The organism is Klebsiella indica (assembly GCF_005860775.1).
Taxonomy (GTDB): Bacteria; Pseudomonadota; Gammaproteobacteria; order Enterobacterales; family Enterobacteriaceae; genus Klebsiella; species Klebsiella indica.
Genome location: NZ_VCHQ01000027.1, coordinates 41,544 through 56,737, shown reverse-complemented (window position 1 = coordinate 56,737; position 15,194 = coordinate 41,544). Strand labels below are relative to the sequence as shown.

Sequence of the window (15,194 nt, the reverse complement as noted above, 5' to 3'; positions counted from 1 at the left end):
TGTGCTGATGCGACAGAGAACATTAGCCCGGAAAAGGTACAGTCTGAGATTCGCTACGTTGGTTACGAATGCGACAAAGTAGACGATATCAGGCCCTCTTTCTCTGGCAATGAGATTACCGTAACTTGCGACAAAGTATATAAATTCCTTATCAGATATGAACGAGGCGGCGCCACAGTTGATGTCATCAGCTGAAATTCCCCGCCCCGGTGCTGAGGAATCCCCAGTAATGTGCGGGTGAAAAAAGACAGGCATAGAGTTTTGTGATCTACTGATTGTGCAACCAATTCAATGAGATCACCTCTATGCCTGCTTATCGAGTATGTCAGAATTTCTTCCAGGATGCCTTAGCTCCGTTTCACAAATACCGGCAAAATGCCCTGCTGGATGCCACTGTTGCACTCATTAATGGCGCATCGCTGACGCTGACGCTGACGCTGACGCTGACGCTGACGCTGACCAGTATTGGTCGTTATTTACCCGGACCTGCTCAGGTTAAAAATAAAATCAAACGCGTTGATCGTCTGCTCGGCAATGAATCACTTCATCGTGATATTCCTTTGATTTTCAATAATATTATTTCGATGCTGACGCGCCAGTTATCCTTGTGCGTCATTGCTGTTGACTGGAGTGGCTACCCGTCTCAGGAATATCATGTCCTCCGCGCCAGCCTGATTTGCGACGGGCGTTCGCTCCCGTTATTGAGCTGGATCGTTCCCTCAGAAAAACAGCAGAACGCAAAGATCCAAAAAGCGTTCCTTGATGCGCTTGCCGGAGCGGTAAACCCGAAGTCCAGGGTACTTATCGTCACTGATGCTGGCTTCCAGAATGCATGGTTCAATCATATAAAATCGCTGGGCTGGGATTTCATTGGTCGTATCCGGGGTAAGGTAAAGTTCAGGTTACAAAAAACAGGTGGATGCTGGCACGATGTCTCTGATATCAAAGCTGAAAAACATTCACAAATTAAGGCAGGCATACGACCGGTACATCTCGGGTCTGGAACTCTGGGACGGGCAGAATATGCACGCTGTGACGGACACTTTTATCTTCACAAAAAACAAACTCGTGGGCGTAAGCACAAACATTCCCGGTGTCGAATTCATCGTAAATCGCAGGTCCGGGATGCCCGCAAAGCGGCAAAAGAACCCTGGCTTATATTCAGTAGCACAGGTGACTTTAAGCCACGGGAAATCATGAAGTTATACAGTCGCCGTATGCAGATAGAGCAAAACTTCCGGGATGAGAAAAGTGAGCGTTTTGGGTTCGGTTTGCGTGCCAGTTACAGTCGTTCAGCAGGACGTCTTCTTGCGCTGAGTCTGCTGGCAACACTGAGTATAATAGTCCTGTGGCTTATTGGTTATCATGCTGAAAATAAAGGATTACATCTGAGATACCAGGCCAACAGTATTAAATCGCGGCGGGTTATCTCATATTTGACATTAGCGGAGAATGTCCTGCGACACTCCCCGCTAATTTTAAGACGAATGGTGCTGAGCACCCTTCTTAATCATCTCGCCAAAACCTACCGAAGTATGGTGTTGGTTTATTAGCGCTGAGTTTGTGGGGATCCCTCAGCGCCCCGGTGGGGCTTCTCCCACGACGCTGTAAACTAACTGGCGGGAAATATCCAGCCGGTGATTGGGCGGCTATTACCGGGCTGTGGGGCCAGAAAAGTACCTGTCCACGGCATGATTTGCCCCGTCCTCTTCAAAATATTCTGTCGTATGTCGCTGGCACTGTTTCTTTAAAATGCCTGACACCTTAAGAAAGCGCCATTATCTGCTCACAGCACTTTTTTATACAACGGTTGGTTATCCAGAGAATTATTCGGCGTATTTTCCACGCGTTCTGGCAACGTCGGAGATGCGCGGCGAAGCGCGAGATAAAATAATCGCAAGACAGCGACGGGGCGATCGGCAAAACGAAAACCGACACAATCAATGTCGTCACGGCTGAGTATAGGGGGTGGCAAGGTACTGGTAGCCTCCACGATAAGGACAGTATCGCAGGCATCGGTTTTGGCTTCGCTGGCGTGTAAGTCTGCAATGCGGCACATTGCCAGTCAGGGGATGTATCCGACAATGACACCTTCTGAACGGGTAACGGGGAACCTGCTTTGGCCTTGAAGAAATCCCGGCGACAGGAAATTAAAAGCACTTAAAATTTTTTGTACTGCCAGTTAATTAAAAATGACCAGTAAAGCCTGCCGGATTAGCAGCCCTTTGGCAATATGAGAAAACTATCAGTGCACGTCATCTTTTTCAGCCTATTTCAGAAGCTGAATCAGCAGTTCACTCAGCTTCTGAGCATCATTGTTTAATATCTACCGTATCAGATTTATTAAATCTTACCAACGCGCAGTCAGGGTAATGCATTTATTCGATAAATGCTGAGCTATCTGCCATATCGGTTTTTATCTACGGCCTCTGGTGCAGAGAAGAATAAACATCGCATGGTCATAATTTTCCGACGTGGAAATAAGGTACGTATCTCCAGGCATAAGAATGCAGCACAACCGTAAACGCTGACATTTAGAGATGTAAAGAATTCCCGCAATCAATATCCTGCTAATTCGAATTAGTTTATGATTAAACAATTGTGTTTTTTATGGAAAGTGAGGTTATGGCTAAAACCGTTGAGCAAGTCGCCAAAGCGCTGGATATCTCAGTGACCACGGTGCGCCTGGTTCTGGGAGGCAATGCTGAGCGCTATCGCATCAGCGCCAAAACGCAAAAACGCATCAATGATTATATCGCTGAAAATGGACTAGTTGTTAACCATACTGCCCGCAGTTTGAAGCTGAATAAAACTGAAACGTTAGGGCTGGTGATCCCACGCTTATCGAACCTGTTTTTCTCCACCCTTGCGGAAAAACTGGAGTCTCGCTGTCGTCAGGCAGGTTATCAACTGATGATTGCCTGTACCTATAGCGATAGCGAGCATGAGAACAGCTTAGTCGAGGGATTGCTGGCACGCAATGTCGACGGAATGTTCGTGGTGCCTTCGACGCGGGAAACCCAACAACACCATCAAAAGGTCGCGCGCAAGCGGCCACTGGTGATCCTTGACCGCGACTTCGGTGAAAACGATACGTCACTGGTCGTGAGCGACAACTACAATGGCAGCAAAAAGCTGGTGCAGGCCATGACGCAGGCACTGGAGGTATTGCCGATTTTTTTTATCGCGGGCGATACCCTGCAACCGTCAATCCAACGGCGTCTACAGGGTTATCTTAGCGAATTGCCGGCTGGTAAGGAGTGGATACTTTCCGCCAATCACAACCGCCAGGAAGAGGGCAAGCAACTAATGCTCAATTTTTTACAGCAACATAGGAAACCGCCACAGGTTTTTATCGCTTCGTCGTTGCCCATTCTTGAAGGAACGCTGAGCGCTTTACGGGAAACATACGGTTTTATCCCGTCGAATATTTCTATCGGCACTTTCGACGAACATCAAATGTTGGGATTTTTACCTAATGCGGTATGGTCAATGCGACAGGATGAGGATGCCTGGGCGCAGCACGCATTTAATCTGATGAAGCAAAAGCTGCAAGGAGAGAGCGGAAACGTCAAAATCACCGTGCCAATGACTCTGATTCACCGACCGCTGTCAGTAGAAAAATATCAGAAGTAATGCAAAGGCCGGATATCCGCAGACATAAAGCGGATCCCCGGCCGGGAAAATACACTTAGATAAGCCGATTGACAAAGCGCGCCGCCAGTTCCGCATCCAGCTCCGGAGGCAGTCCGCTAATCCCCGCACCGCCTATCACCAGTCCATCCACCATAATGGGGACACCACCCGGCATTGCCAACAAGCGCGGATCGTTAAATGTCCCCAGAGTCAATAGGCCCTGACTTGCTTCTTCCGCAAGCCGCGCTGTCGAACGACGAAAGCGTAATGCACTCCACGCCTTACGCTGCGCCAGCTGACGGGGCAGAGCGGAGCAGCAAGAGTGCGCGCCGAAGGCTATCAGCTCGCCATCGGCGCCCACCACAGCTATCGCCAGCCCGACGCTCTGCGGATTTTCTTCCGTCTCCAGTAAAAAACGTGTCAGCCGCTGACATACCGCGATGTCGTTAAGACGGCTGGGCGTATAAAAAATATTATCGGACATCGGCTATATACTCCTGCAAACGCAGATGGAGCGCATCCAGCTCATCCCGCTGCATCGCCGTCAACGCGACAAAGGGCTCACGAATCGGCCCAGTGTCGACCACGCCTTTACCTGCCAGGTATTTCGCCGCCTGGAATACACCGCACGCAATCAACTGCTCCACCACTTCGTTAATCCTCTGCTGCAGACGCTGCGCCCGTTCAATATCACCTTGTTGAAAAGCGCTACGCAGGGCGAGGAATAACTCCGGCTGAAAATTCACTGTGGTGCCAATGGTGGCGGTGGTACCAGCGGCGAGACTGGCAAGAAAGATCTCATCGAATCCATTAATAAACACCTTTTCCGGGTAACGGAAGATCATCCTTTCCAGTGAATAAAGGTTATGTGAAGTATGTTTCACGCCCAACACCTGTTCGTCGCCAAGCAGCGCTTCTGCGCTGAGGCTGTCGAGCTCGACACCGGTAAACTGCGGAATATTATACAAAATCACAGGAATGGAGATAGCATCCAAAACCCGACGGTAATACGAGATGATCTCTTCTCGGCTATATTTATAATAGTAAGGCGGTACCAGCGATACCGCGCTGGCACCATCCTGTTCAGCGCTTTTCGCCAGTTCGACAGCGTCGCGGGTACGTGGCGTGCCAACATGGGCGATGACCGGCACTTGGCCTGCCACTGCCGTTACCAGAGTCGTCAGCACCTGTCTACGCTCGTCGAAGCGCAGGAGTGGCCCCTCACCGGAGGAGCCGCAACAGTAAAAGCCTTCTACGCCACGCGCCAACTGGGCGTGGGCGAGAGTGGCCAGCGCCGTGTAATTAACTGATTCATCGGCGTTCATCGGAGTAACCACAGCCGAAATAATACCGCGGAACGCCTGCCATTTGTCGTTTACCATGCTGTCCAGCCTCCATCCACCACCACATTGGAGCCGGTCATATAGACCGAAGCGTCGGAAAGCAGGAACACTACCGCGCCGTTATATTCATGTGCTTGCGCCATGCGACCGATGGGAATGCGGTTAGTATAGTTTTTCTGAAAACGCGGGTCCTGATCGCCACGCTCAACACCAGAGAGAGTCAGGGTATTGACGCGGATCCCGTCGCGGCCCCAGTATGTGGCGCAGTAGCGGGTAAAGTTATACAGCCCGGATTTAGCCGCCGAGTAGGCCACCGGTTTGACGAATGGAATGCCGGTATCTTCTTTCTTATAGCTATAAATATCCTGCACCGGCGAGACAATGCCATAAATCGAACCGATGTTGATGATCGAGCCTCCCTTGCCATGCTGGCGCATCCGCTTACCGACCTGTTGGGTCATAAGAAAGGTGCCAACCAGATTCACTTCCACCACGTCCCGGAAGACCTCTTCCGGAAAATCTTCAAACGGACCAGAGACTTCCGGCGGTGCGCTGGGTTGGGTGTCAACTCCAGCGTTGTTGACCAAGCCGTCAGGCACGCCCCACTTGGCTTCTATACGATCCAGAACCTGATTGATGCTGACTTTATCGGTAATATTAACCTCAGCGAACAGCAGTCGGTCGGAGTCCTTAAGCGCTCCCAATACACGCTCCACGCGCATGGCATCAACGTGAGTGGCCAGCGCAGCCACCTTTGCGCCGCGCTCATGCAGCGTTTTTACATACTGTGCGCCCAGTTGTCCCAGACCGCCGGTCACGATAATGATCTTATCTTTAACCGAGAATAAGCTGTCTTCCATTGCTCTTTCCCCATCAATATGTGGTCAGATTTTATGTGTGGTAAGGTAATCACGGTCGAGAATAATGCCGTGACCCGGACGATCACTCGGTACGTAGTAGCCGTCCAGCTCTTTGCCTGCTTCGGCGATGATATGCAGATCCTTCCAGCGTCCTCCGTCGGTCATTTCGGCATAGGAGACGTTCGGCACGGCGGCCAACAAACTGGCGCTGAGCTCCATAACAAAATGTGGGGTCATCGGCAGATTGTGAGCTCGGGCGACGGCAGCGATATCAAGGTAGCCGGTAATGCCGCCGACTCGTCCCAGATCTGCCTGCACATAATCCACGCAGCCGCTCTCAATATATTGCGTGAACTGATTCAAGTTATAGACGTTCTCACCCAGCGCGATCGGCGTCGTGCTACGTTCCCGCAGTTTCAGGTGACCGGTAATATCGTCGGAGGGCAAAGGTTCCTCAACCCACAGCAGATTCAACGGTTCGAACAGTTTGAACGCGCGCAGAGCCTGTGGGAAGTTCCAGCCCTGATTAGCATCCACTGCTAGCGGGAAGCCCGGCACTGCCTCCTGAATTTTGCGCAGCCGTTCGACATCCTCTTCCAGCGTCGGCTTGCCCACCTTTACTTTCGCCGCCAGATAGCCGGTTTTTTTCCAGCGTTTGACCTGCTCGATGACTTCTTCAATGGAAAGGTGCAGATTAATACCGCTACCGTAAAGCGGTACGCGGTCGCGCACCCGGCCGATAATATCGACAATCGGAGCATTGAGCGTTTTGCCGAGTAAATCCCAGTAGGCGATATCTAGCGCGGCGAGGGCGTGAGTGGTGACACCAGCGCCACCGACGTCGTGAATATATTTATACGAGCGATGCCATAGGCCACGCGGCGAGAGCGGCTGGCCGATAACATCAGGAATGATTTCGGAGATCAGTGCGGAAATCGTTTTGCCGCACCATCCAGAAGTATGGCTGAAACCGGTGCCGACGTAACCATTGGAGCCGTGGACGTCGACAATTGCCACCTCGATATCAGTGACGTGGTGAATTTGATCTCCCCAAGGGCCTTCCTGCAGCGGGACGCGGGCGGTCATCAGTTCGATATTTTCAATGACGGGCATTTTAGTACTGTTCATCATGGTCATCCTTTTTCTTTACCGCGCGCCCCAGTGGCGCACGGCCGGGAAAACGTTAGTTTTTTGATGTCGTGGCTGGCTGTTGCAGCTCTGGTATCTCTATTTCAGCGGTCTCTGTGTAGTTCTGATCATGCTCATCGCCCACCGCATGGCCAAATACTTCCGGCAACAGGAAGATAGAGGCGAAGAAGGCACAGAATGGAGCAACAGCGATGATCAGCGATGCCAGCGGCACGCCTAGAGTTTCAAACAACGGCGGGAACACCAGGGTGGTGAGGAATGCGGTCACCTTAACAATGGTGTAGCCGATACCGGAAGCCACGCCGCGATAACGAGGTTTCGCCACCAGTGAGATTACGGTCATGCCGCTCTCCGAGTCCCAGTAATGGCCCCAGAGCATCAGTGCCGCGCCAAGAGTGATAAAGCTGAAACTACTGCTATAGACGCCCCATGATGAGACAGAAATACCGATGGTTACCAGCAGGAAACCGTATTTGCTCAGGCCTTTATGTCCCAGTTTCGGCAGAAGCAGCGGGCCGACGAATGCTGACAGAGCGGCGATACAGTTCACCACCAACAGGGCTAAGTTATTCTGGATCTGCCCGGAAATTCCGATAGTGGCAAGAATCAACGGAAGGTAGAATGAAAAGGCATAGTTCTCAAAAGATTGTACAGCGCAAGAAAACCAGCCGAAGATCGTGGTGCGGCGAGTGAACGGGCGGCGGAACAGGTCGTGCAAAGTCTCCTTCAGCGTTGGCTCGGCAATAGTAACGTTCTCGTCCGGCAGAATGTCATCCAGTAGCTTGCCCACTTGTTCACCGTAGTATTCGCGCGAAGCCTGTTTTGCCTCGATAAAACGGCCTCGTTCAATAAACCAGGCTGGCGTCTCCGGAAGCTCGCGACGCATAAAAAGCAACAGACAAGCGGGGATCGCAGGTACCGCCAGCACGATACGCCAGATTAAATCCGAATGGACGCCAAGCATGACCAGGCTGGTGACCAGCATGATCGCGGCGATGATGCCCAACGCGAACATAAACTGCCAGCGGTTGGCCATCACCTCACGTTTGCCTTTCGGCATGACTTCCATGATATAGGTGAAGCCATTAGCAACGTCAGCGCCCACCGGGATTCCGGCGAGACAGCGGATAACTGCCAGCCAGTATATATTCGGCGCCAGCCCCTGCAAAATGGCGAACATCGCAAACAGAATCATTGACCAGAGGAAAATTTTGCGGCGCCCGTATTTATCGGTTAGCCAGCCACCGAGCAGAGCACCGATCACAGCCCCCAACTGCGTGCCAGCGGCAGTAAAGCCGAGTAGCCAACTACTCGGATCATAAATATCTTTCAGTGCGAACAGAATAAAAGCCATGGAATAGATATCCCATGATTCGATCAATAATGCGGTGATCATCAGCCAACCCGCTTTGGTGCTGGCGGGAGCTTCATGAACATCAAGCCGTTTTTTGGCTTTTTGAATAATGAATTCAATATGTTGCTGCTGATACATAAAATCCTCTCTTATTCGGAGGCCGAGGGGCCCCCCGGCTTAGCCGAACAAATATGCGTCTACTCGCTCCTTATTCTGTTTTAAGGAGTCGAGTTAACCGGATGTGTGCCAGATCGCTAACAACGTAAAAAATACATAAGCGTATCAGGTTTTATTGCACTAGCTGACAGGCATCGCCTGCGAGATATACCCGCATGTTTTGCGTTAATGACTGAGCAATAAATGCCGTCAACACTTCCGGCAGCAACGCTTCCTCGACATAAGCCAGGCTCAGATGATTACTCTGATGGCCCGCCATCAAATTGTCGCGGGAGACGCCGTCGAGCACTGCATTCAGCAACGGCCATTCATAGTTGGTCGCGCGACGACGACGTTCAAACTCCGCTTCCGGTAGTTCCACCGCAGTTCCGGTGCCGATGTGCAGAACGACCCTGGTGCCTTCATAGTGGGCTCGGGCCCAGATAAAGCGTCCGGCTTTACCCTGACCGGCGATGGTCGAGCCGCCGTAGGGGAAAAACATCGGCGGCTGGCGATAGCCGACGGCACCAGCGATAGCACCTTTCAGATGGGCGAACGGCACCGCGCCGGAAATCTCCAGATCCCAGTAGAAAGTGCCGTTGTATTCGCTACCCCAGCGGATGTCGTGAAGTGTAGTTTCGCTCGCAAGGCCCAGAGCACCCAGCAATTTCGCCAGCATCACCTGCGGAATAGCGCTGCCCATATCCACCTCATTAATACAAGTGATCGGGGCGTCGGGGCAGATAATCTCGCCTTGTTCATCGGGAATCGGGAAGCGCTCGGCGTTGCCAATCGCCCCTTCGGCAAAATCGGAGGCCGCACAACTATCTTTCAATCCTTGCTGATATTGCACGCCTACCGCCGACAGGCCGAAGCGTTTCACGAAACGAGCCATAGCGATCATCATCGCGCACTGCTCCAGCACCTGCTCGCGGGTAAGATCCGTAGCACCGTTAGTGCCGAAGTTGAAGCGCATACCGCGCGTTTCATACCAGTCGAGGCAAGCTTCACGCAGCGCCTGCGGCACCTTGCTCATCTCTACCAACAGCGCAGACTGCGACAGCGATTCCATCGGGATACCGACATCAATCATCGCCTTCTGCGGAAAGACACCGTTGATCATTCCCATGCAAAAGGCGTCGAACAGGCCGATAATTGCTTTGTGTTTCAGAATCGACTGACCCACTTTCACGCCGATCTGCCCGGCCGCACTGGCCAGCAGCGGAGTGCTTGCGGGTACCGGGTGCAGATAATCGAGTTTATGGCTGAGGTGACCGTCGCGCAGCCAGGTATCAAGGCCACGCATAAACGCATTATCGGTGAACGTCTCCGACCACAAACGGGAGTAATTGCGTTCAAGACTAGTCAAGCAACCGGCCATGCACAACATTCCCACCAGACCGGGCCAGGTGCCGTCGAAATTGGCGAGCAGTAAAATCGGTCCACGATGATGTACCAGAGATGCGGCGAGATGGTGAGAGTATTGCCAGGCAGTAAGCAACACGATCACTGGTGCATCGGGATCGATATGAGCAAACAGATCGCTACCTTCTTTCTGGCTGCTAATAAAACCGTGACAGCGGCTTTCGCTTATCGGGTGGGCACGTCGCATTCGCCAGCCCAGTTTTTCCAGTGCGACTTCCAGCCGTTGTTCAAATAATTTTTGTGTCGGCCAGCAGGTGACATTAGCCGGTTCGCGTAAATCCGCATTGGTCACCATAAGGATTTCGCTGGCTTGCGGAGTGATGAGTTCTTCTTCTGCGGGTAGGGTTAAATTCAACATCGGAATGGCTCCTGTAGGGTAAATTATTTTGTATTGTGCATGATGGCGCTAAACTGCTGTTCCGCCCGCTGTAGATCGTCATACATTTGCAGGTAGACCTGATACTTCGCCTGATGAAAGGCCTGTGTCTGCGGAGAAAGATCGGCGATAATGCTTTTACCACGATGGCTCATGGCGGAGACAGCCTCGGTAAGGGAGGCGAAGCCACCGCAGGCCACGCTGCCGAGCAGCGCCGCGCCGAGAGTGACAGCGTCTTCTTCCCGAGCCAGGTGGATATCGCAGCCAGTGGCGTTGGCGTATTCACGCAGCCACAGCGGGTTTTTTGTCGCTCCGCCACACATCATGATCCGCGAAACGTCATGCCCGGCGGCGCGCATGGCGTCGATAATATGGCGAGTTCCGTAAGCGATAGCCTGTAGAGTGGCAAGATAGAGCCGCGCCAGTCCGTCCGCTCCACTTTCCAGGGTGAGGCCGTAGATCGCCCCACGTGACTGAGGGTTGGCCCTGGGCGAGCGGTTGCCGTGATGATCGCCTAGCACATGCAGATGGCGCGTCGGCCAACGTTCCTCTGCTTCAAGTTGTTCCACCAGCTGATTAATCAATTGATATGGCGATTCACCTCGTGCATTTGCTTCCTGTTGCAAAGCGACCCAGTGTGAATGCTGCTGAAGCGTCCAATCCACCAGCGCGCCAGCTGCGCTTTGACCGCCTTCATTCAGCCACCATTGTGGCATCATCGCGCCCCAGTAGGGCCCCCAGACACCGGGGATAACAATGGGCTGTTTACTGACGATCATGTGGCAATTGGAAGTGCCGCTGATAATGGCGAGGCTGCCCTGCGGCTGGCCGCCGCTGAGCGACAGCCCACCGGCGTGAGCGTCGATGATACCGGTCGCAACCACCACCTCTTCGCATAATCCCCACTGTCGGGCGACTTCCGGTCGCAGCGTACCGGCCTTTTCTCCGGGCTCGCGTACCGTGCCGGGGATCATATTCGCAACTTCTTCCAGTCCGATGGCGCGTAACAGCGAGTGACTGAAGCGCTGTTCGTGGGCCAGGTAGTTCCATTTACAGGTAAGGGTGCAGGTGCTGGCTATGTCATTGCCGCAGGCGCGCCACACCAGATAATCCGCCAGATCAAACAGTCGCCAGATCTGTTGATATCGTTGTGGAAGATGACGTTTGAGCCAGAGGATTTTCGGCAACTCCATTTCGACGCTGACTTCGCCGCCCAAGTAACGTAGCGTTTCGTCGCCGGTATAGTTGATGATCTTCGCTTCCTGCTGGGCACGGTGATCGCGCCACATAATGATGTCCCTTTCCTCCTCCCCGGCAGGCGAAACCGATATGCCTGTACCATCGGCCGCTACCGCAACCAGAGAACAGGTAGCATCGAAGCCAACAGCACGAATGTGTGCCGGATCGATCCCCGAAGCACGAACGCTTTCGCTGACTGCCGCCCCCACCGCTTGCCAGATCTCGACAGAGGATTGCTCGACACGCTCGTCAGAATCATGGAACTGACTAATGGGACGAACGGCGAAAGCCAGCCGCTCGCCAGTAGAGGTAAAAATCCCGGCCCGGACACTCCCCGAACCGACGTCAACTCCGATATAAGCATCTGCGTTCATAGCAAAACCCCTTAGCTAACTCGAATTAGCAAATTAGAGCAAAAAAAAAGCGGCCACAATTACTTTGCCAGGGTTTTGTGATGACCATCAAAATTGTTTTTATAATTTTCTAATAAAAAAACAACAGATAGCCATATCCCAATCGTTTGGCACACGTGTTACCGGGCTGCAGGCTTTGCCGCCCGCACCGAAGAAAAACTGCATCAAGAAAAGAAGTACTACGGGAAATCAGTGTCTTTATCCGTACTTGCCCGTTTTCGCGGCAGGATGCGCCTTATGCTAGTCAGGCAGCATCTGAAAATAACGGTGTTGCAGGACAGGGCCATTCAGCGCAACTAGCGTGATGGAGACCAGTATGTAAAGGCCGGTACCCTCACCTCACGACACATCAAAGGATTCACACATTGATAGTCTTAAGCAGGCTATGCTCCTTCTTGAACACCGGCAGGATGAACCAACGGTATCAAAAGCACCTTGGCGGAAATTCTGGAAGTAAAATGGCTTTAAACGTGAGATCAGAAAATGTGTGCGACGTGAGCTATCTGTCCCCAGACTACACCGGAAAAATTTGGTGGGGGTGGTTCTGATATAGGCGTAAAAATACCGTTTCGCTGGAGCGTATTGGAGGGTGAACAACCGTTGGTGTATCCCATTCCGTATCCCATTTTTGCTTCTGAGCACCTGAGATACACCAACGTATTGTTTTAGAAGAAGTTGAAGCTGACCGTTAAGCCGGGTTCTGTCGTGGACAGTCATTCATCTAGGCCAGCAATCGCTCACTGGCTCAAGCAGCCTACCCGGGTTCAGTACGGGCCGTACCTTGTGAACCCCTATTTGGCCTTGCTCCGGGTGGAGTTTACCGTGCCGCGAACTGTTACCAGCCGCGCGGTGCGCTCTTACCGCACCCTTTCACCCTTACCTGATCCCGCTTGCGCGGGCCATCGGCGGTTTGCTCTCTGTTGCACTGGTCGTGGGCTTGCGCCCCCCAGGCGTTACCTGGCACCCTGCCCTATGGAGCCCGGACTTTCCTCCCCTCCGCCTGTCTCCTCCGAAGAGGACGACGACGAAGCGGCGACTGTCTGGTCAGCTTCGGCGCGCAGTATAGAGGGTTTACCGCCGATTGTCATCCTTCCGTCGCCATCCCGACCTGCAATGTCGCCGCAATATTACGCGACGCATGATAAATGTTATCCGCCGCGCCGCGAAATGCCTCTTCCAGAGTCGTTACGCAAGTCAACACGCTAAATACCGCGTCAATACCATGTTGATGAACCACGCCGACATCGCGAGTCAGACTACCGGCGATGCCGATCACCGGTTTACGATACTTTTTCGCTACGCTCGCAACGCCAACCGGGACTTTACCGTGAATGCTCTGGCTATCCAGTCGGCCTTCTCCGGTGACCACCAGCGAACAATCGAGAATATGTTCTTCCAGATTCAACGCCTGGGTCACGATTTCGATCCCACTGCGCAATTCAGCGTTGAGAAATGCCATTAGCGCCGCGCCCATACCGCCTGCGGCGCCTGCGCCGGCAACCTGCTTAACGTCAACGTGTAAATCAGTTTTGATCACGTCAGCATAATGCTCAAGATTGCGATCCAGTTCGCGGATCATCGCCTCAGTAGCCCCTTTTTGTGGACCAAATATCCGTGAAGCACCGTTGTCGCCGAGCAGCGGATTAGTCACGTCACAAGCCACACGGATAGTACAATCATGCAGGCGCGCATCAAGAGCGGAAATATCGATCGAACTGAGGTTATACAGACAACCGCCGCCGTTGCCGATCTCCGCGCCATCGGCATCGCAAAGACGTGCGCCCAGCGCCTGCATCATCCCCGCGCCGCCGTCATTGGTGGCGCTGCCGCCAATACCAATGATGATGTTTTTCGCCCCATGATCCAGCGCGTGTAAAATCAGTTCGCCAGTACCGCGCGATGTGGTCAACAACGGATTGCGCTGTGCAGGCGGCACCAGCCCCAGCCCGCTGGCCGCCGCCATCTCAATAAATGCCGTTTTGCCATCACCGGAAAGCCCCCAACTGGCATCAACCGGTACGCCCAGCGGCCCCGTCACACAAATGCTCATCCGGGTTCCCTGCGTCGCGGCAATCATCGCCTCAACGGTACCTTCTCCACCATCGGCGAGCGGGACTTTCACGTAGAGCGCATCGGGGAATATTTCCCGAAAACCTTTTTCTATAGCCTGGGCAACCTCGGTGGCCGAGAGGCTTTCTTTATAAGAGTCTGGGGCGATTACGATTTTCATAGTTATGTAGCCTGACAGTGCCGCGCAAGGCAAGAATGACAGGGCGCATATCCGCGCCCTTCTTGTTAACGTGTGACTTCCACTTTCGCCAGTTTTTCGTAGTAACATGCAAGAGCACTATGGTCGGCAGTCCCCAGACCGTCGGCGCGCAGCGCCTGCATCATTTCCATTACCGCCGCCGTCAACGGCAGCTGTGCGCCCACGCCGTGGGAAGTGTCCAGCGCATTTGCCAGATCTTTGATATGCAGATCGATACGGAAACCTGGTTTGAAGTTACGATCCATCACCATTGGCGCTTTTGCATCCAGCACAGTACTTCCAGCCAGCCCGCCGCGGATTGCCTGATACACCAGATCCGGGTTAACACCGGCTTTGGTCGCCAGGGTCAGTGCTTCAGACATCGCGGCAATATTGAGCGCCACAATGACCTGATTGGCCAGCTTAGTCACGTTACCCGCCCCGATATCACCGGTATGTACCACTGAACCTGCCATTGCTTTCATCAGATCATAATATTTGTCAAAAATCGCTTTATCGCCGCCGACCATTACCGACAGGGTTCCATCAATGGCTTTCGGTTCACCGCCGCTGACCGGCGCGTCCAGCATATCCACACCTTTTACTTTCAGCGCATCGCTGATTTCACGGCTGGCCAGCGGAGCGATAGAACTCATGTCAATCAGAACAGTTCCCGGCTTCGCACCTTCAATGATGCCGCCTTCACCCAACGCGACCTCTTTCACATGCGGAGAGTTCGGCAGCATGGTGATAATCACGCCACACTGTTCAGCAATCTCTTTCGCCGAGGTGGCTGTTTCAGCGCCTGCGGCAACGACTTCTGCAATCGCCCCTGGGTTACGATCGGTAACCACCAACGAGTAACCTGCCTTGAGGAGGTTTTTACTCATTGGTTTACCCATGATACCAAGGCCAATAAAACCAACTTTCATTGTCATGTTTTTATCTCTCTAGTTTCGGTGGTGGCGATACCCTTCACCTTTCAGGCTGCCTCT

At 53.0% G+C, this 15,194-nt stretch carries 11 protein-coding genes, 1 other RNA gene and 1 pseudogene; 2 read left to right on the top strand and 11 right to left on the bottom strand.

Going from position 1 to position 15,194, the window contains the following annotated elements; translation table 11 throughout:
• Positions 1-305 precede the first annotated feature (305 nt).
• Positions 306-1,553 carry an IS4 family transposase gene (locus FE839_RS19590; RefSeq protein WP_138362447.1) on the top strand — a complete coding sequence of 416 codons (1,248 nt, stop codon included), beginning with the start codon at positions 306-308 and terminating at the stop codon, positions 1,551-1,553.
• Positions 1,554-1,969: 416 nt separating this feature from the next.
• Here FE839_RS19590 and FE839_RS19585 read toward each other — a convergent pair.
• Positions 1,970-2,107, bottom strand: a pseudogene (locus tag FE839_RS19585) (IS110 family transposase); the annotation flags it as partial.
• 518 nt (positions 2,108-2,625) lie between these two features.
• On the opposite strand from FE839_RS19585, the gene FE839_RS19580 reads away from it, so the two are divergent.
• Positions 2,626-3,636 (top strand): LacI family DNA-binding transcriptional regulator, encoded by a 1,011-nt coding sequence (locus FE839_RS19580; protein WP_138362446.1) that lies wholly within the window; start codon positions 2,626-2,628, stop codon positions 3,634-3,636.
• A gap of 55 nt (positions 3,637-3,691) precedes the next feature.
• Here the strand turns inward: FE839_RS19580 and FE839_RS19575 are convergent, their stop codons facing one another.
• The 10 genes from FE839_RS19575 to garR form a co-directional block, all read right to left on the bottom strand.
• The gene (locus FE839_RS19575; protein ID WP_138362445.1) at positions 3,692-4,120 is read right to left on the bottom strand and encodes a GlcG/HbpS family heme-binding protein; all 429 of its coding nucleotides are present in this window, start codon (positions 4,118-4,120) and stop codon (positions 3,692-3,694) included.
• Positions 4,110-5,018: a dihydrodipicolinate synthase family protein gene (locus FE839_RS19570; protein ID WP_138362444.1), complete on the bottom strand. Its 909-nt coding sequence runs from the start codon at positions 5,016-5,018 to the stop codon at positions 4,110-4,112. The genes FE839_RS19575 and FE839_RS19570 overlap by 11 nt, the downstream gene beginning before the upstream one ends.
• A complete protein-coding gene (locus FE839_RS19565; protein ID WP_138362443.1) occupies positions 5,012-5,839 on the bottom strand; it encodes an SDR family oxidoreductase in 828 nt (275 codons plus the stop codon). The genes FE839_RS19570 and FE839_RS19565 overlap by 7 nt, the downstream gene beginning before the upstream one ends.
• Before the next feature lie 24 nt (positions 5,840-5,863).
• Entirely contained in the window at positions 5,864-6,967 is a 1,104-nt protein-coding gene (locus tag FE839_RS19560) for a mandelate racemase/muconate lactonizing enzyme family protein (RefSeq protein WP_138362568.1), read from the bottom strand.
• Between the two features lie 55 nt (positions 6,968-7,022).
• Positions 7,023-8,480 (bottom strand): MFS transporter, encoded by a 1,458-nt coding sequence (locus tag FE839_RS19555; RefSeq protein ID WP_138362442.1) that lies wholly within the window; start codon positions 8,478-8,480, stop codon positions 7,023-7,025.
• A 151-nt stretch (positions 8,481-8,631) separates the two neighbouring features.
• Complete coding sequence (locus tag FE839_RS19550) at positions 8,632-10,281, bottom strand: signal transduction protein (RefSeq protein ID WP_138362441.1); 1,650 nt, start codon at positions 10,279-10,281, stop codon at positions 8,632-8,634.
• A gap of 23 nt (positions 10,282-10,304) precedes the next feature.
• A complete protein-coding gene (locus FE839_RS19545) occupies positions 10,305-11,912 on the bottom strand; it encodes an FGGY-family carbohydrate kinase (RefSeq protein ID WP_138362440.1) in 1,608 nt (535 codons plus the stop codon).
• Between the two features lie 712 nt (positions 11,913-12,624).
• An RNA gene (gene rnpB / locus FE839_RS19535) (RNase P RNA component class A) lies at positions 12,625-13,003 on the bottom strand.
• Between the two features lie 32 nt (positions 13,004-13,035).
• On the bottom strand, positions 13,036-14,181 hold the full coding sequence (garK, locus tag FE839_RS19530; protein WP_138362439.1) for a glycerate 2-kinase: 1,146 nt from the start codon (positions 14,179-14,181) through the stop codon (positions 13,036-13,038).
• 65 nt (positions 14,182-14,246) lie between these two features.
• Positions 14,247-15,137, bottom strand: coding sequence for a 2-hydroxy-3-oxopropionate reductase (garR, locus tag FE839_RS19525; RefSeq protein ID WP_138362438.1), 891 nt, complete (start codon positions 15,135-15,137; stop codon positions 14,247-14,249).
• Positions 15,138-15,194: the final 57 nt, after the last annotated feature.